Below are 17336 nucleotides of genomic sequence, written 5' to 3'. Positions count from 1 at the left end.
TGTCGGTAACGCCTCGGTCATGCCAATCTCTCAGGATTCGCCATCGTCCGGGATCACTCCCGGCGAAGCGAGGGGGCTGCATGGGGAGCAGGGACCGGCGGAGGCTGCGCAGCGCGGCGTGGGCCGTCGCGGCGTTCGCCCTGCTGGTCGTGCTGTGGGAGCTGGCCAAGCTCGTGCTGCCGGCCGGCGGCGTGACCGTCGGCGGCACGCGGGTCCTGCCCCGGACCGACGACGCCGCGATGCCCCACGTGTGGACGGTGCTGGCCCGGCTGGGTGCGCCGGAGGTCGCGGGCGCCGCGGAGCCACGGTCGGTCGGGGCGGCGATCGTCTCGGGTGCGCTGTTCACCCTCGGCCTGGCGCTGGGCGGGCTGGTGCTCGGCGGGATCGCCGGGATGCTGCTCGCCGTTCTCATGCAACGGTTCGCCGTGGCCGAGAAGGCGGTGCTGCCCTACGTGATCGCCTCGCAGACCGTCCCGCTGATCGCGATCGCGCCGCTCGTCGCGGGCTGGGGCGGCAAGATCGCTATCGGCGGGTGGGCCTGGGAGCCGTGGGCGAGCGTCATGGTGATCTCCTCCTACCTCGCCTTCTTCCCGATCTCGGTCGGCATGCTGCGCGGGCTCACCTCGCCGCGGAAGGCCGACGTCGAGATGTTCCGCAGCCTCGCGGCGGGCTGGTGGACCACGCTGCTGCGGCTCCGGCTGCCCGCGTCGGTGCCGCACCTGGTCCCGGCGGTCCGGCTGGCGGCGGCCGCCGCGATCGTCGGCGCGATCGTCGCGGAGATCTCCACCGGGACCCGCGGCGGGATCGGCCGGTTGATCATCGAGTACGCGCAGTCCGCCACCGGCGATCCCTCGCAGATGTACGCCGCCATCCTCGGCGCGGCGGTCCTCGGCCTGGTGGCCGCGGGTGCGGTCGGGCTGCTGGAGCTGGGGTTGCGCCGCTACCGAGGGAGCGTCGCGTGACCGCCACGGGGACCGACGCGGTGGAGCTGCAGGGCGTCGACAAGACCTTCGGGTCCGTGTGGGCGCTCGCCGGGGTGGACCTCACGATCGGCGCGGGTGAGTTCGTGTCGCTGATCGGCCCGTCCGGCTGCGGGAAGTCGACGCTGCTCCGGGTGGTCGCGGACCTCGAGGAACCGACCGCCGGCTCGGTCGCCGTCACCGGCACGAGCGCCCGGCAGGCCCGGCTCGACCAGCGCTACGGCATCGCGTTCCAGCAGGCCGGGTTGCTCGACTGGCGCACGGTCGTCGAGAACGTCGAGCTGCCGCTGCAGGTGCACGGGGTCGGGAAGGCGGAGCGGCGGCGCCGGGCGGTGGAGCTGCTCGAGCTCGTCGGGCTCGCGGAGTTCGCGGGGTCCCGGCCGGCCGAGCTGTCGGGCGGCATGCAGCAGCGGGTCGCGATCGCGCGGGCACTCGCGCCGAGCCCGCGGCTGTTGCTGATGGACGAGCCGTTCGGCGCCCTCGACGAGATGACCCGCGAGCGGATGCAGGCCGAACTGCTGCGGATCGCCGGGGAGACGGGCGCCGCGGTGCTGTTCGTGACGCACTCGATCCCCGAGGCCGTGGTCCTCTCGGACCGGGTGGTGGTGATGTCGCCGCGACCGGGGCGGATCACCGAGGTCGTCGGCGGGCGGCGCCCGCCGGTCTCCGGCGACGACCGCGCGGCCGACACCCTCGATCCCGACGCCGTGGAGGACGTCCGCGAGACCGCCGCGTTCTTCGAGGCCGTGACCGCGGTGCGGGAGGCGTTGCGCAAGGGCGCCGCGACGGACGGGCCGGCGGCATGAGCGCGGACCGGGGTGAGATCACCGCGTCCGGCGGTGTCGGGACGGGTGGCCTCGCCGGACCCGGGGGTGTCGGCGGGGCCGGTGGGGCCGGTGCCGTCGCCGGACCGGAGCGCCGGTTCCGCGGCGCCTCGGTCGTCGTCGCGCCGGTGATCTTCGGCATCGCGGTGCTGGTGGTGTGGCAGCTGGTCGTGACGGTCGGCGGACTCCCGGCGTTCCTCCTGCCCGCACCGACCGCGATCGCCGAGCAGATCGGCGCCCAGTTCCCGGTGATCCTCGAGACCGCGGCGGTGACCGGCGGGAACGCGCTGGTCGGGCTGGTGCTCGGGTTCGTCCTCGGGGTGCTGCTCGCGATCCTCGCGGCCGGTGTGCGGCTGGTGGCGGACCTGATCACGCCGGTGGTGCTCGCCGCCAGCGCCGTCCCGATCGTCGCGCTGGCGCCGGTGTTCACCACGATGTTCGGCTCGACCACCGAGATCCCGCGGCGGCTCGTGGTGACGGTCGTGGTCGTCGTACCGGTCTACGTCTCGACGGCCCGCGGGCTCCGTCAGGTCCGCCCGGTGCACGACGAGCTGATGGTGGCGCTCGCCGCCACCCGCCGTCAGTACACCCGGTTCGTCCGGCTGCCCGGGGCCGTCCCGTACGTGATGACCGGCCTGCGGCTCGCCGCGCCTGCCGCGGTGATCGCCGCCATCGTCGCCGAGTACTTCGGCGGCCTGCAGAACGGGCTGGGCAGCCGGATCTCCTCGGCCGCCGCCAACACCGCCTACGCCCGCGCGTGGGCCTTCGTCGCCGCCTCGATCGTCCTGGGGCTGGTGTTCTTCCTCGCCGGGCTGCTCGCCGAGCGGCTCGTGACCCGCAACCGCCCCGGAGGTGCCTCGTGAGGAGACCCCGTTTCGGCCGCACCGCCCTGGCCGCGCTCGGTGCCGTCGCGGCCCTTGCGCTCGCCGCCTGTTCCACCACCCCCGCCGGTCAGCAGGCCTCGGGCGGCCCGACGACGGCGGCCGGCGGCCTCCAGCCGGTGACCCTGCAGCTGCAGTGGTTCACGCAGGGCCAGTTCGCCGGCTACCTGGCCGCGATCGACCAGGGCTACTACCGGGAGAAGGGGCTCGACGTCCGGATCAAGGAGGGCGGCGTCGACATCGTCCCGCAGACGGTGCTGGCGCAGGGCCAGGCGGACTACGCGATCGCCTGGGTGCCCAAGGCCCTCGCGTCGCGCGAGCAGGGCGCGGCGATCACCGACGTCGCGCAGATCTTCCAGCGCTCCGGTACGCGGCAGGTGGCGTTCGCGGACAAGGGGATCACCCAACCCGCCCAGTTCGCCGGCCGCAAGATCGGCAACTGGGGCTTCGGCAACGAGTTCGAGCTGTTCGCGGGCATGACGAAGGCCGGGCTCAAGCCCTCCGACGTGACGCTCGTGCAGCAGCAGTTCGACATGCAGGCCCTGCTCTCGGGCGAGATCGACGCGGCGCAGGCCATGTCGTACAACGAGTACGCGCAGGTCCTGGAGGCCCGGAACCCGGCGACGGGGCAGCTGTACCAGCCGTCGGACTTCACGCTGGTCGACTGGAACACCGACGGCACCGCCATGCTGCAGGACGCGATCTGGGCGAGCACCGACAAGCTCTCGGACCCCGCGTACCAGGACCGGACCGTGCGGTTCGTCGCCGCGTCGATCAAGGGCTGGGCGTACTGCCGGGACAACGTCAGCGCCTGCCGCGACATCGTGGTCAAGGCCGGGTCGAAGCTCGGCGCCAGCCACCAGCTCTGGCAGGTCAACGAGGTCAACAAGCTGATCTGGCCCGCGCCCGCCGCCGGCGCCGGCACGATCGACCCGGCACTGTGGGCGCAGACGGTGAACGTCGCCCGCACCGCCGTCAACGCCGACGGCCAGACGGTGCTGACCAGGGATCCCGACCCGCAGGCCTTCACCAACGACTACGTCACCAAGGCGATCGCCATGCTCAAGGGCGAGGGGGTGGACGTCGTGGGCGCGAGCTACCAGCCCGAGACCGTCACCCTCAACCCCGGCGGCAACTGACCGCCGGCCGGCTCGGAGAGGACCATCCGAGCACCGAGGACGACCCGCCACGACGAGGCGCCCGGGCCACGAGGCCCGGGCGCCCCGCGTTCCGACGGCGCCGCGAGCAGAACGTCCTTGCGGTCGTGGCGATCCACGGAGCCCTGCGCGCGCACCTGAGGCGCCCACGGAGCTGCCGCGCAGCGCCTGATGCACCCATGATCGACGGCCGGGCGGCCCCTTCCGCCCGGCCGTCGGCGTTCTCATCGAGGCGGTCTGACCTGCTGATCTGAACGAGTGTTCTGCACGCCACACCGTCAAGGCGGTCAGAACTGACTGTTTCGCTGCTACGGTGCCCCCAAGGCGACGGCGCTCCCACGCGGGCACCGTCGGCAGCAGTCCGCTGCGACCTCACCCGCGAGACAAGGAGCTCGACCGTGCGTGATGCAGTCATCGTCGAAGCCGTACGCACCCCCGTCGGCAAGCGCAACGGGTCGCTTTCCGGCATCCATCCCGCCGACCTGTCGGCGCACGTGCTGACCTCGCTGACCGAGCGGGCCGGGATCGACCCCGCCGCGATCGAGGACGTCATCTGGGGCTGCGTCTCCCAGGTCGGCGAGCAGACCATGGACATCGGCCGCACCGCAGCCCTGGCCGCGGGCTTCCCCGAGACCGTCACCGGTGTGACCGTCGACCGGCAGTGCGGCTCGTCGCAGCAGTCCGTGCACTTCGCCGCAGCGGGCCTGATCGCCGGCCAGTACGACGTCGTCGTGGCCGGTGGGGTCGAGTCGATGTCCCGCGTGCCGATGGGCTCCTCGTCCAACGGTCAGAACCCGTTCGGCGAGAAGTTCCTCGCCCGCTACGACGGCGTGTTCCCGAACCAGGGCGTCGGCGCGGAGATGATCGCCGAGCGCTGGGGCCTCTCCCGCACCCAGCTCGACGAGTTCGCGATCGGCAGCCACGAGAAGGCCGCCGCCGCGCGCGCCGAGGGCCGCTTCACCGGCCAGATCGCCCCGGTCACCCTGCCCGACGGCACCGTGGTCGCCGAGGACGAGGGCATCCGCCCCGGCGGCTCGGTCGAGGGCCTGGCCAAGCTGAAGACGGTCTTCAAGGAGGACGGCGTGATCCACGCCGGCAACTCCTCGCAGATCTCCGACGGCTCGGCCGCGCTGCTCATGACCACCTCGGAGAAGGCCGCGGAGCTGGGCCTGACCCCGATCGCGCGGGTGCACACCGCGGTCCTCGCCGGCGCCGACCCGGTGATCATGCTGACCGCGCCGATCCCGGCCACGGAGAAGGCACTGAAGAAGTCGGGCCTCTCGCTCGACCAGATCGGCGTGTTCGAGGTCAACGAGGCGTTCGCCCCCGTGCCGATGGCGTGGCTGGCCGACATCGGCGCGGACGTCAAGGCGCTCAACCCCAACGGCGGTGCGATCGCCCTCGGCCACCCGCTGGGCGGCTCCGGCGCGCGGATCATGACCACGATGATCCACCACATGCGCGACAACGGGATCCGCTACGGCCTGCAGACCATGTGCGAGGGCGGCGGCCAGGCCAACGCCACGATCCTCGAGCTGCTCTGACCCCCACCCGTTGAGGGCGCGGCGCCCGACCGGCGCCGCGCCCTCGTCACTCTCCCCACCGAGCTGGAGGTTCCTCACCCCATGGACATCACCGGACAGGTCGCGCTCGTCACCGGCGGCGCCTCCGGTCTCGGCCTCGCCACCGCCGAGACCCTGCTCGACGCCGGCGCGTCGGTCGTCATCGTCGACCTCCCGTCGTCGCAGGGCGCCGAGATCGCCGAGAAGCTGGGCGACAAGGTCGCCTTCGCCGCGGCCGACGTCACCGACGAGGCCCAGGTCACCGCGGCGCTCGACAAGGCCGCCGAGCTCGGCACGCTGCGCGTCGCGGTCAACTGCGCCGGCATCGGCAACGCGATCAAGACGGTCGGCAAGCAGGGGGCCTTCCCCCTCGACGCCTTCACCAAGGTCGTCACGGTCAACCTGATCGGCACGTTCAACGTGATCCGGTTGGCCGCCGAGCGGATGGTGCGGAACGAGCCGGTCGACGGCGAGCGTGGCGTCATCGTCAACACGGCGTCCGTCGCGGCCTTCGAGGGCCAGATCGGGCAGGCGGCCTACTCGGCGTCGAAGGGCGGCGTCGTCGGCATGACCCTGCCGATCGCCCGCGACCTCGCGAGCGCGCAGATCCGGGTCAACACCATCGCGCCCGGCCTGTTCGAGACCCCGCTGCTGGGCGGGCTGCCCGAGGAGGCCAAGGAGTCGCTGGGCAAGCAGGTCCCGCACCCGGCCCGGCTGGGCAAGCCGAGCGAGTACGGTCTGCTCGCCGCCCACATCGTGGCCAACCCGATGCTGAACGGCGAGGTCATCCGGCTCGACGGCGCCATCCGCATGGCGCCCCGCTAGGAGGTCCGCAGATGGAGCGCACCCTCTACGAGAGCGACCACGAGGCCTTCCGGGAGTCCTTCCGGAAGTTCGTCGAGGTCGAGATCGCCCCGCACGACGAGCAGTGGAACCGGGACAGCATCGTCCCGCGCGAGGTGTTCGCCAAGGCCGGCAAGAACGGCTTCCTCGGCATGGACGTGCCCGAGGAGTACGGCGGCGGCGGGGTCAAGGACTTCCGCTTCAACGCCGTGGTCATCGAGGAGCTCATGCGTGCCGGCTGCGGCGGCTCGGGCCTCGGCCTCACGCTGCACAACGACATCTGCATGCCGTACTTCCTCACCTACGCCAACGAGGAGCAGAAGCAGCGCTGGCTGCCCGGCATCGCCTCCGGCGAGCTGATCACCGCGATCGCGATGACCGAGCCCGGCATCGGCTCCGACCTCGCCTCCATGTCGACGACGGCCCGCCGCGAGGGGGACCACTACGTCGTCAACGGGGCGAAGACCTTCATCACCAACGGGATCAACTCCGACCTGGTGATCACCGCCGTGAAGACCGACCCCACGCAGAAGCACAAGGGCATGTCCCTGATCGTGCTCGAGCGGGGGATGGAGGGCTTCGAGCGCGGCCGCAACCTCGACAAGCTCGGCCAGCACGCGCAGGACACCGCGGAGCTGTCGTTCACCGACGTCCGGGTGCCCGTCGCGAACCTGCTGGGCGAGAGCGAGGGGCAGGGCTTCACACAGCTGGTCACGAAGCTGCCGCAGGAGCGGCTGTCGATCGCCGTCGCCGGCGTCGCGGCCGCGGAGGCCGCGCTGCACTGGACGCTGGAGTACGTCAAGGAGCGCAAGGCCTTCGGCCAGCCGATCGGCTCGTTCCAGAACTCCAAGTTCGTGCTCGCGGAGATCGCCACGGAGATCGACCTGGCCTGGCACTACGTCGACGACTGCATCCGCGCGCTCAACGCCGGGAACCTGACCGCGGTCGACGCCAGCAAGGCCAAGTACTGGTGCACCGAGCTGCAGGGCCGGGTCGTCGACCGCTGCCTGCAGCTGCACGGCGGCTACGGGTACATGAACGAGTACCCGATCGCGAAGGCCTACGCCGATGCCCGGATCACCCGCATCTACGGCGGCACGACGGAGATCATGAAGGAGGTCATCGGCCGTTCCCTCGGCCTGTGACCTCGCCTGTGACCTCATGACGGGCACCGAACCCCGGACCCGGGCGCAACGGACCAACGACAGCCGCGCCCGGATCCTGGACGCCGCGGTGGCCGCCCTCGTCGAGGGCGGCTACTCCGGCGCCACCACCCTCACCATCCAGGCCTGCGCGGGCGTCTCCCGCGGCCGCCTGCTGCACCACTTCCCCTCCCGCGACCTGCTGCTGGTCGCCGCCGCCGGGCACCTCGCCGCCAAACGCGTGCAGGACACCGAGGACCGGCTCACGCGGTTGCTCGACGAGGAGGGCGCCCGCGACGTCCACGGGCGCGCCGACCGCGTCGTGGAGCTGCTCTGGGAGAGCTTCTCCGAGCCCCACTTCTGGGCCGCGATCGAGCTGTGGACCGCCGCGCGGTCCAATCCGGACATCGCCGGGGCGCTGCGCCCGACCGAGCGCGGCCTGGGGTCCGCGATCCGCGAGTCCATGGCCCGCATGTTCGGCGAGGAGCTCGCCGGGCACCCGCGCTTCCGCCAGCTCCGCGACATCCTGCTCACGAGCATGCGCGGCGCGGCCCTGACCTACGCCTTCGACCCGCGCGACCACGCCACCGATCCGCTGGTCGCGCAGTGGAAGGACCTGGTCAGGACGTTGCTGACGCTCTGAGGCCCGTACCGCGACGCGCCGTCGCCCACGCGGGTTGCTTCTTCGTGGGGAACCCGACTCTTCGGTGTGGACCTGTAACCTCCACGAGAGTCACTCTCCGTGGTCAGCAGATGCTCACTTCATCACGCCGGGTCTAGCTCGTTGACGGTTGAACCCGATTATGACGCCGTTACGACTCGTCTCAGTGACCTCTCAGGCACCCTCCGGTCACGTTCCGGAGGTGACCTCGCTAGCTTCTCCGCATCCCGACCGGTCACGCAGAGCGACGCTCTGCGGTACCGGACGGGCGACCATGAGAAACCTGAGAGGGGAGACCTCCATGCAGCTGCGCACCACCACCCGTCGGACGGCGACGGTCGGGGTCCTGGCCGTCCCGCTCGCGCTCGCGGCGTCCGGGATGGCGTTCGCGGGCGAGTCGGGCGGGCACGGGCACGACTGCGACGGCGCCGGCCCGGTCGCGGCCCAGGACGGCGGACTGCTCGGGCTCGACGGTGACGCCGACCCGGGCCTGAACGTCGGCGGCGTGCTGGGCAACGGGCCGACCGCCCAGCAGGTCGTGCAGGCCGACCAGGCCAACTCGGGGATCGTGCAGGCAGGCGGTGGCTGCACGGAGCCCGGGATGGCCTTCCGGAGCAAGGACCTGGTGGACGCGGCGCTCGACGTCAGTCCCGGCGTGAACGTCGGCGGCATCGGCGCCGGCCCGGTGCGCCAGTCGATCAGCCAGGTCGACCGGTCCAACTCCGGGATCCTGCAGGACGGGCCGCGCGCCGGTGGGTTCGCCGCGCAGCGGGGCGGCCTGCTCGGGCTGGACCTCGACGTGAGCCCGGCGATCAACATCGGCGGCATCCTCTCGGGATCGACGCAGCAGTCGATCGCGCAGGCCGACACGTCGAACTCCGGGATCGTGCAGGGCTGAGGCCCGCTCATGACCGCTCCGCCCGGGGCCGGCGCGACGGTTCCGGGCGGAGCTCCGGCGGCGGCCCGAGCGCTCGGCCGTGGGTGCTCGGGTGGCCGTCACCGGCTGGACCAGCGTGGTCTGCTCGTGACGACGGAGCGTGGCAAGGCGAACATCCGGATCACCCACCCGGAGCCGTGAGACCTGACGAACGGAAAGTTAGCCTGCCCTGAGTAAAGAGAGGCTCGCCGACCGTGCCCGACGCCGGGCACCGAGAGGACACGATGACCGTCGCGGCCACGAACACCCCCGACCACCCGCGCGCCGAGCGGGCGGCCGACGGCGTGGAGGTGGTCGACGTCGTCGGGATCGGGTTCGGGCCGTCCAACCTGGCGCTCGCGGTCGCGCTGGCCGAGCACAACGCCGCCGTGCCGCCGGCCGAGCGGCTGAGCTACCGGTTCGTCGAGCGGCAGGAGCGCTTTGGCTGGCACCGCGGGATGCTCCTCGAGGACGCGACGATGCAGATCTCGTACCTCAAGGACCTGGTCACCCTCCGGAACCCGACCAGCCCGTTCACCTTCCTCGCCTACCTGCACGACCGGGACCGGCTCGTCGACTTCATCAACTACGGCAGCGCGTTCCCGACCCGGCTGGAGTTCCACGACTACCTGGAGTGGGCCGCGCAGCGGTTCGCCGGCGTCGTGGAGTACGGCGCCGAGGTCACGGAGATCGTCCCCGTGGAGGAGGGCGGGACCGTCGGGCTCGCCGAGGTCGTCGGCTTCCACTCCGGCAGCGGGCCGGTGCGCATCCGGGCGCGCAACGTCGTGCTGGCCACCGGGCTCACCCCGAACGTGCCGCGCGGGGTCACGCTCGGCCCGCGGGTCTGGCACAACCGCGACCTGCTGCATCGCGCGCCGCAGCTGCGGACGGCCGCGCACTGCGCCGTCGTGGGGGCCGGGCAGAGCGCCGCCGAGACCGTGGACTACCTGCACCGGACGTACCCCGAGGCCGAGGTGCACGCCGTGTTCGCCCGCTACGGCTACAGCCCGGCGGACGACAGCTCCTTCGCCAACCGGATCTTCGACCCGGCCGCCGTCGACGACTTCTACGCCGCGCCCGCCCCCGTCAAGAAGATGATCATGGGTTACCACGCGAACACGAACTACTCCGTGGTCGACCCGGACCTGATCACCGAGCTGTACCGCCGCCACTACCACGAGCGGGTCGCCGGGCGGGAGCGGCTCCGCTTCCACAACGTGTCCCGGGTGGCCGACGTCGTCGACGCCGGCGACCGGGTCGAGCTGGCCGTGGAGTCGCTGATCGACGGGGCGCGGGACGTGCTGACCGCCGACGTCGTCGTCTACGCGACGGGGTACCGGCCGACCGACCCGCTCTGGCTGCTCGATCCCGCGCTCGCCGCCGCCTGCACCCGGGACGACGCCGGCCGCGCCGAGGTCCGCCGCGACTACCGGCTGGCCACCGGCGCCACGCCGCAGGGCCGGCCGGTCCACGTCGGGCTGTTCGTCCAGGGCGCCACCGAGCACACCCACGGCATCACCTCGACCCTGCTCTCCACGGTCGCGGTGCGGGCGGGGGAGATCGCGGCGGCGCTGGCCGGCGCGACCGCCCCCGCACCCACACGAGTGCTCACCACCTGATCGCACGCGCCGCGTCGACCGCGTTAGGGATCCATGATGCGATTCTCGGAGCTTCGTGGTCGCGTCAGGGAACCATGATGCGGGTCGGTGGTCGTCAGCCGAGGACCTCGGCCAGCTTCGGGGCGACCTGGTCCGCCGCGTACGGCAGGCTCAGCGGGCTCGAGTAGCCGAGCGCCCCCGCGAACGGGGTGGTGTAGCCGCCCATGTTCACGATCCGGCCCTGCTTCACCGCGTTCAGGTCATGCAGGACCGGGGAGTCGTACTGCTCCTGCGTGCGGCCCATCGAGACGATCACGTCCTGGTCGAGCGGGCCGAGCGTCTCCGGGCTGAGCGTCTCCGTGCTGGCCGGGACGGTGAAGCCCAGACCCGTGAACAGCTGGGCCCGCAGGTCGTCCGTCCCGAGCTTGTACGGCGTGCCGTCGACCATGAAGTCCATGGCCAGCGTCCTGCCGGCGAACGACGGCGCGGCGGCGTCCTCCAGCTTCTGCTCGGTCTCGGTGATCAGCTGTTCCGCCCGGTCGGTGCGGCCGAGGGCCTGCCCGGTGATCCGGGTCTGCTCCTGCCAGGTGGCCGCGGCACCCTCGCCATTGGCCGTCGGCTGGGCGACGGTCGGGGCGATCGCCGACAGCCGCTCGTAGGTCGGCTGGTCGATGAACGAGTACACACCGAGGATCAGGTCGGGCTCGAGGCCCGCGATCGTCTCGAGCGGCAGCTCGCTCGACGAGAGGGCGACCGGCTGGGCGCCGTGCTTCGCGCCGGCGGCCCACGGCCGGTCCTGCCAGTCGAAGCCGCCGAAGAACTCGCGCTCGGCCAGCGGCACCACGCCCAGGGCCAGCGCGAAGTCGCCCTCGTTGAAGCCGATGGTGACGACGCGGGTGGGCGCGGCCGGGATCGTCGTCTCACCGTAGGCGTGCTTCAGGGTGACGGGGAAGGCGTGCTGTGCCGCGGCCGACGGCTCCGGCGCGCTGGTCGAGGGAGCCTGCGACGGGCCGGAGCAGGCGGCGGCCACGAGGGCGGTCAGGGCGGCCGCGGCGAGCGCCCGGAGAGCGGTGCGCCCGGCGCGGCGGCCGGAGCGGGGGACGTGCGACACGCAGGGTCCTTCCGGAACGACGATCACGATCTCGGTGAGGGTTGCCTAACAACCGACCGTGTCAATTCCGGGCGGACTGTCCGATTCGTCACTGCGCGCACGGCCGTGCGGCCGGGCGTGCGCCCCATGTCCTCGGTGCCCTCGATGTCCTCAGTGTCCTCGGTGTCCTCGGTGTCGCTGCGCCCACGCCGCCCACAGCCGGGCGTACACGCCGTCCGCGGCAACCAGCGCCTCGTGCCTGCCCTGCTCGACGATCCGGCCGCCGTCGAGCACCACCACGTGGTCGGCGCCCGCCGCCTGCGTCAGCCGGTGTGCCACGGTGATCGCCGTGCGCCCGGCCAGCGCCTGCTCGGCCGCCGCCTCCAGCACCCGGGACCCGGCGCTGCCGGCCTCCGCGGTGGCTTCGTCGAGGATGGCGACGAGCGGGTCGGCCAGCACGAGCCGGGCCAGGGCGAGCTGCTGCGCCTGCACCGCGGTCAGCGCGTGCGCCCCGGCCCCCACCACCGTGTCGAGACCCTCCGGCAGGGCCTCGGCCCACGCCAGGGCGTCGACCGTGGCGAGCGCCGCGCGCAGCTCGGCGACGGACGCGTCGGGCCGGGCGAGCCGCAGGTCCTCGGCCAGCGGCCCGGCGAACACATGGACCTCCTGCGTGATCAGCGCGATGGTGCCGCGGAGGCCCGCCGGGCCGAGCTCGGCCAGCGGCACCCCGCCCAGGTCGACCGCACCCCGGGTCGGCTCGTGCACCCCGGCGAGGATCGACGCCAACGTGGTCTTGCCCGCACCCGACGCCCCGACCAGGGCGACCCGGGCGCCGGCCGGGACGTCGAGGTCCACGCCGTGCAGCACGGGGTGGCCCTCGACGTAGGAATGCTCGATCTCCTTGGCGCGAACCCCGCCGTCGACCGGGACGCTCGGCTGCTCGGGCCCGGTCTCCGGGTCGAGGGCCGCGACCCCGACGATCCGGGCCAGGCTCGCGGCCGCGGACTGGGCGACGTCGAGCAGGAAGAGCACCTGGTTGACCGGGCCGAAGAGGTTGATGAAGTACAGCGCCGCGGCACTCGCCGCGCCGACGGTCGCCCCGCCCGAGCGGACCAGGAGGAAACCCGCCCCGAGGACGCCCGCGACCCCGACGAACTCGGCGGCGTTGAGCCGGCCGAAGAAGCGCGTCTGCAGCACCACGACCCGCCGGTCCAGCTCGACGACCTCGCTCGCGCGCGCCCGGATGCGCTCGGCCCGCCGCGCGTGCAGCCGGAACGCGCGCACGGTCCCGATGCCGCCGACGGTGTCGAGCAGCTCCTGCTGCTGCGCACCCCCGGCGATCCGCTCGGCCGCGTAGACCTGCTGCGACCGGCCGAGGTACCAGCGCGCCGTCCAGGCCTGGATCGGCACGGCCAGCAGCGCGCCCACCAGGAACCGCCAGTCCAGCGCGGCGAGCCCGACCAGGGTCAGGAGGATGACCAGGGCCGCCCGCGCGAACTCGGGCACGGCCTCGCGGACCGCCTCGCCCACCGTGGTGACGTCCGTGGTGACCCGCGCGGTGAGGTCGCCGGAGCCGGCCTCCTCGAGCCGCCCCAGCGGCAGCTCCAGCGCGCGGGCGACGAACCGCTCGCGCAGGGCGGCGAGCATCGTCTCGCCGACCCGGGCGAGCAGCCGCAGACCGAGGACGGCGAGCCCGCCCTGTGCCACCGCGACGGCGACCAGCAGCAGCACCGGCGCGGTGAGCGCGGCCGGTGCGGCGCGCCCGACCACGAGGTCGACGATCCGGCCGAGCAGGGGAGCGGTGACCAGGCTCGCGGCGGCCCCCGCCACCAGCGCCAGGACGGCGGCGACCGCGCGACCGCGGTGCGGCCGGGCGAGCTCGCCGAGAACGGCGCGCACCGCGCGCCCGCCCGCGACGGGGAGCAGCCGGCGGGCGCTCACGCGAGCACCAGACCGCGGTAGGCGGGATCGCCGGCGAGCAGGTCGGCGTGCGTGCCCTCGGCCCGCACCCGCCCCTCGTCGACGACGACGACCCGGTCGGCCACCGCGAGCAGCGTCGGGCTCGTGGTGACCAGCAGGGTGGTGCGGCCGGAGCGCAGCACGCGCAGCCCCTCGGCGATGCGGGCCTCGGTGACCGTGTCGACGGCCGTCGTCGGGTCGTGGAGGACCAGCACCGGGGCGTCGGCGACCAGCGCGCGGGCCAGCGCGACCCGCTGGCGCTGCCCGCCGGACAGCGACCGGCCCTGCTCGGTGACCGGGGTGTCCGCCCCGGCCGGCAGGCTCTCGACGACCTGGTCGGCGCCCGCGGCGGCGAGCGCGGCCGCGGGATCGCCCGGCCCGCCGGCCCGGACGTTCTCGGCGACGGTCCCGGCGAACAGCGCCGCCTCGTGCGCGGCGACCAGCACCGCCCCGCGGGCCTGTTCCGGCGGGTACGCGGCGAGGGGGACCCCGTCGAGCTCGACCGCGCCCGCCTCGGGATCGGACTCGCGGGCCAGCGCGCCGAGCAGGGCGGTCGCGACCGGCGGGTCGGCGACGACCCCGACCAGCTCGCCGGCGCGGACCTCGAGGTCCAGCCCGGCCAGCGGTCCCGCACGCAGCCCGCGGACGGCGAGCGCGCCGGGGGAGGCCTCGGGGACGGCGCGGTCCCCGGGCACGACTGCCGGGGGTGCCGCCAACACGTCGGCGATCCGCTCGGACGAGGCCCGGGCCTGCGCGAGGCGGGCGTTGACGAACCCGATCGTCTCCAGCGGGCCGACGAGGAACTGCGCGAGCCCGACCGCGGCGACCAGCCCGCCGACGCTGAGCGCGCCCGCCAGGGCCAGGCGCCCGCCGACCAGCGCGACCAGGGCCAGGAACAGTCCGTCGAGCAGCAGGACCGCGCCCTGCAACCAGGCCTGGGAGCCGGTGGCCCGCAGGGTCGCCCGCAGGGCCCCCCTGCTGGTGCCGGTGTAGCGGTGCACCGCGGCCGGTCCGGCGCCGATGCCCTTCAGCACCCGGATGCCCGCCACGAGGTCCGCGGCGACCCCCGACGCCTGCGCGGCCCGCTCCTGCTCGGGCCCGCTGCGCTTCTCCAGCGGCCGGCCCAGCAGGTGCAGCAGCAGGAGCAGCGGGGGCGTGCCGAGCAGGATCAGCAGCCCGAGGGGGAGCGAGATCCGCAGCAGCGCGACGGCGGCGACCGCGAGCGCGGTGCCCTGCGCCAGGAGCAGGGGCAGCCCGAAGCCGAGGCCGGCGACGCGCTGGGTGTCCGAGGTGGCGATGCTCGCGAGCGCGCCCGGCAGCCGCCCGGCCTCGGCGCCGCCGCGCGGGTCGAGCACCCGCTCGGCGATCCGGAGCCGCAACCGGCGGTCGGTGTGCCGCTCGGCGTGCCGGGCCCGGCGCGCGCCGAAGCGGTAGCAGTGCGACAGGAACAGGAAGTCCAGGCCCAGCACGAGCAGCCACAGCAGCATCGCGTGCACGTCCCCCGCGGCGACGCCCTGGTCGATCACGACGCCGACCAGCACCGGGACCAGCGCCTCGCCGGCCTGGTGCCCGCAGAGCAGCAGCACGGCCGCGAACACGTGCCAGCGTTCGGCCCGGAGCGCTCCCCACCGGACGGACCGCCCGGTGATCTCCCCCCTCGTCATGTGGGGAAGGCTAACCTCACCCCCCGACGATCTCGGGATGCCGGTGGAGATCGGCCGGCGCGGAGACGGAGCGGGCGGCTGCCGCTGTCGTTCGCCGGACCAGGCCGTCGGCGCACGGGAAACCCGTCCCTTCGGGTCTTCTGCCTCCCCGTCCGCCGTGGGTAGCGTCGGAGCTCCTGCCCGTCGACGTGCGAGGAGTCCCATGTCCGACCTCACGACGCTGCGCGCGGTCAGCGGCCTGCCCGCCGACCCGCCCGCGCTGTCCGCGTCCACCCTGGTCATGATCGACTGCCAGAACACCTACACCCGCGGCCTCATGGAGCTCGAGGGTGTGCAGGCGGCCCTCGACCAGGCCGAGGAGCTGCTCGACCGGGCCCGCGGCGCCGGTATCCCGATCGTCCACGTCCAGCACGACTCCGGCCCCGGCACGCCCTACGACGTCCGTGAGGAGATCGGCGCGATCGTCGACCGGGTCGCCCCGCGCCCGGGGGAGGCGACGGTGGTCAAGAACTACCCCAACTCCTTCACGGGCACCGAGCTGGACTCGCTGCTCAAGCAGCACCCGGCGCGTCCGCTGCTGCTCGCCGGCTTCATGACCCACATGTGCGTGAACTCCACCGCCCGCGGGGCGTTCAGCCTGGGCTACGCGCCCACCGTGGTCGGCGGGGCCACCGCGACCCGCGCGCTGCCGGGCACGGGCGGCGGGGACGAGGTGCCCGCGGCCGCGCTGCAGGCCGCGAGCCTCGCGTCCATCGCCGACCTGTTCGGCGTGGTCGTGGCCGACCAGGCGGAGATCCCGGACTAGCGGCTGCCGGGTTCCTCAGCGGTCTCACAGGACCGCCGGAAACGCGGTCGCAGGCGGCGCCGAGTTCGTCGGTGCAGGTGCTCCGGTCCCGGACCGCGCCTGCCGACGCCCTCGGCGAGGAGGCGGCATGTCGCTGGCCCGGTCCCGCACCCGGATGCGTCTGCGGTGCGCGTTCCCGGCCGTCGCCCTGGTGGCCGCCCTGGTCGGGCTGACCGCCTGCGGCTCCGGCTCACCGGCGCCGCGTCCCACCGCTCCCGTCGTCGACGGGCAGCTGGCCCAGCAGCTCAAGGGTGCGGTGGGCGATGCCGGAGCGCTGGTGCACCTGCAGGAGCTGCAGAAGATCGCGGACCGCAACGGGGGGAACCGGGCCTCGCCGAGCCCCGGCTACCTGGCGAGCGCCGACTACGTCAGCGGCGTCCTACGGGCCGCCGGGTTCGACGTCGCGACGCCGGACTACACGCTGTCCCGGCGGCGCGGCGGCTCCGGCGGCTCCGAGGGCGGTGAGGGCCCGACGACCCTGCCGAACGTCGTCACGCAGACCCGCACGGGCGATCCCGCCCACGTCGTGGTGATCGGCGCCCACCTGGACTCGGTGAAGCAGGGGCCGGGCATCGTCGACGACGGCTCCGGCGTGGCGACGCTGCTGGAGATCGCGACACGGCTCGGTGCGTCGCCGGCGGTGCGCAACATGGTCCGGTTCGGGTTCTGGGGCTCCGAGGAGTCCGGGGCGCAGGGCTCGACGGGTTACGTGACGGGCCTTTCCGACGCCGATCGCGACGCGATCATGCTCTACCTGAACGTCGACATGGTCGGCTCGCCGAACGGCGGCTACTTCGTGCAGGGCGGCACGGGCGACGACACCTCCGCGGCCGGTCCCCCCGGGTCGGGCACCGTGGGGGACGTCCTCGCCGACCAGCTCGGCAGCACCGGCGTGACCCCGCAGCGCATCACGTTCGTCGGGGACGACGAGACACCCTTCGTGGCGGCGAACATCCCGTCGGCCGGCGCCGAGAACGGCGACAGGAAGAAGAAGACCGCGGAGCAGGCGCAGACCGCGGGCGGGCAGGCCGGCGAGGTCTTCGACCCCTGCTACCACCAGGCCTGCGACACGATCCAGAACGTGAACCCGGTGGTGCTCGACCACTACCTGCACGCCCTCGCCGGGACCCTGGCCCACTTCGCGACGACCACGGACACGCTTCCCTGACCCGCCGACCGTCCGTCGTGGACCGCCGTGAGCAACGGCGGGGCACC

At 73.6% G+C, this 17336-nt stretch carries 15 protein-coding genes; 12 read left to right on the top strand and 3 right to left on the bottom strand.

All coding sequences use genetic code 11. The features are described from left to right. Positions 1–80: 80 nt before the first annotated feature. From LWC35_RS34785 to LWC35_RS34740, 10 genes are all read left to right on the top strand, one after another. Positions 81–962, top strand: coding sequence for an ABC transporter permease (locus tag LWC35_RS34785; RefSeq protein ID WP_232874756.1), 882 nt, complete (start codon positions 81–83; stop codon positions 960–962). Further along, positions 959–1786, top strand: a complete 828-nt coding sequence (locus LWC35_RS34780; RefSeq protein WP_232874755.1) for an ABC transporter ATP-binding protein — start codon at positions 959–961, stop codon at positions 1784–1786. The genes LWC35_RS34785 and LWC35_RS34780 overlap by 4 nt, the downstream gene beginning before the upstream one ends. Further along, entirely contained in the window at positions 1783–2667 is an 885-nt protein-coding gene (locus LWC35_RS34775; RefSeq protein WP_232874754.1) for an ABC transporter permease, read from the top strand. Before LWC35_RS34780 ends, LWC35_RS34775 begins: the two co-directional genes overlap by 4 nt. Next, a complete protein-coding gene (locus LWC35_RS34770; RefSeq protein ID WP_232874753.1) occupies positions 2664–3824 on the top strand; it encodes an ABC transporter substrate-binding protein in 1161 nt (386 codons plus the stop codon). Before LWC35_RS34775 ends, LWC35_RS34770 begins: the two co-directional genes overlap by 4 nt. Before the next feature lie 416 nt (positions 3825–4240). Then, on the top strand, positions 4241–5386 hold the full coding sequence (locus tag LWC35_RS34765; RefSeq protein WP_232874752.1) for a thiolase family protein: 1146 nt from the start codon (positions 4241–4243) through the stop codon (positions 5384–5386). Between the two features lie 81 nt (positions 5387–5467). Next, positions 5468–6229: a 3-hydroxyacyl-CoA dehydrogenase gene (locus LWC35_RS34760; protein WP_232874751.1), complete on the top strand. Its 762-nt coding sequence runs from the start codon at positions 5468–5470 to the stop codon at positions 6227–6229. An 11-nt stretch (positions 6230–6240) separates the two neighbouring features. Next, positions 6241–7392 carry an acyl-CoA dehydrogenase family protein gene (locus tag LWC35_RS34755; protein ID WP_232874750.1) on the top strand — a complete coding sequence of 384 codons (1152 nt, stop codon included), beginning with the start codon at positions 6241–6243 and terminating at the stop codon, positions 7390–7392. Between the two features lie 16 nt (positions 7393–7408). Continuing rightward, entirely contained in the window at positions 7409–8032 is a 624-nt protein-coding gene (locus LWC35_RS34750; RefSeq protein ID WP_232874749.1) for a TetR/AcrR family transcriptional regulator, read from the top strand. 319 nt (positions 8033–8351) lie between these two features. After that, positions 8352–8948 (top strand): hypothetical protein, encoded by a 597-nt coding sequence (locus LWC35_RS34745; RefSeq protein WP_232874748.1) that lies wholly within the window; start codon positions 8352–8354, stop codon positions 8946–8948. 263 nt (positions 8949–9211) lie between these two features. Continuing rightward, positions 9212–10585 (top strand): lysine N(6)-hydroxylase/L-ornithine N(5)-oxygenase family protein, encoded by a 1374-nt coding sequence (locus LWC35_RS34740; RefSeq protein WP_232874747.1) that lies wholly within the window; start codon positions 9212–9214, stop codon positions 10583–10585. 94 nt (positions 10586–10679) lie between these two features. Here LWC35_RS34740 and LWC35_RS34735 read toward each other — a convergent pair whose 3' ends face one another. From LWC35_RS34735 to LWC35_RS34725, 3 genes are all read right to left on the bottom strand, one after another. Next, the gene (locus LWC35_RS34735) at positions 10680–11675 is read right to left on the bottom strand and encodes an ABC transporter substrate-binding protein (protein WP_232874746.1); all 996 of its coding nucleotides are present in this window, start codon (positions 11673–11675) and stop codon (positions 10680–10682) included. A gap of 150 nt (positions 11676–11825) precedes the next feature. After that, the gene (locus LWC35_RS34730; protein WP_232874745.1) at positions 11826–13595 is read right to left on the bottom strand and encodes an ABC transporter ATP-binding protein; all 1770 of its coding nucleotides are present in this window, start codon (positions 13593–13595) and stop codon (positions 11826–11828) included. After that, positions 13592–15277, bottom strand: coding sequence for an ABC transporter transmembrane domain-containing protein (locus tag LWC35_RS34725; protein WP_232874744.1), 1686 nt, complete (start codon positions 15275–15277; stop codon positions 13592–13594). Before LWC35_RS34725 ends, LWC35_RS34730 begins: the two co-directional genes overlap by 4 nt. 202 nt (positions 15278–15479) lie before the next feature. Between LWC35_RS34725 and LWC35_RS34720 the strand changes: the two genes are divergently transcribed. Both LWC35_RS34720 and LWC35_RS34715 read left to right on the top strand, forming a co-directional pair. Further along, positions 15480–16082 (top strand): cysteine hydrolase family protein, encoded by a 603-nt coding sequence (locus tag LWC35_RS34720; RefSeq protein WP_232874743.1) that lies wholly within the window; start codon positions 15480–15482, stop codon positions 16080–16082. 127 nt (positions 16083–16209) lie between these two features. Next, positions 16210–17289, top strand: coding sequence for a M28 family peptidase (locus tag LWC35_RS34715; RefSeq protein WP_232874742.1), 1080 nt, complete (start codon positions 16210–16212; stop codon positions 17287–17289). Positions 17290–17336 lie beyond the last annotated feature (47 nt).

The sequence above is a fragment of the Pseudonocardia kujensis genome (assembly GCF_021283305.1).
Taxonomy (GTDB): domain Bacteria; phylum Actinomycetota; class Actinomycetes; order Mycobacteriales; family Pseudonocardiaceae; genus Pseudonocardia; species Pseudonocardia kujensis.
This window is presented reverse-complemented; position numbering and strand designations above follow the sequence as displayed.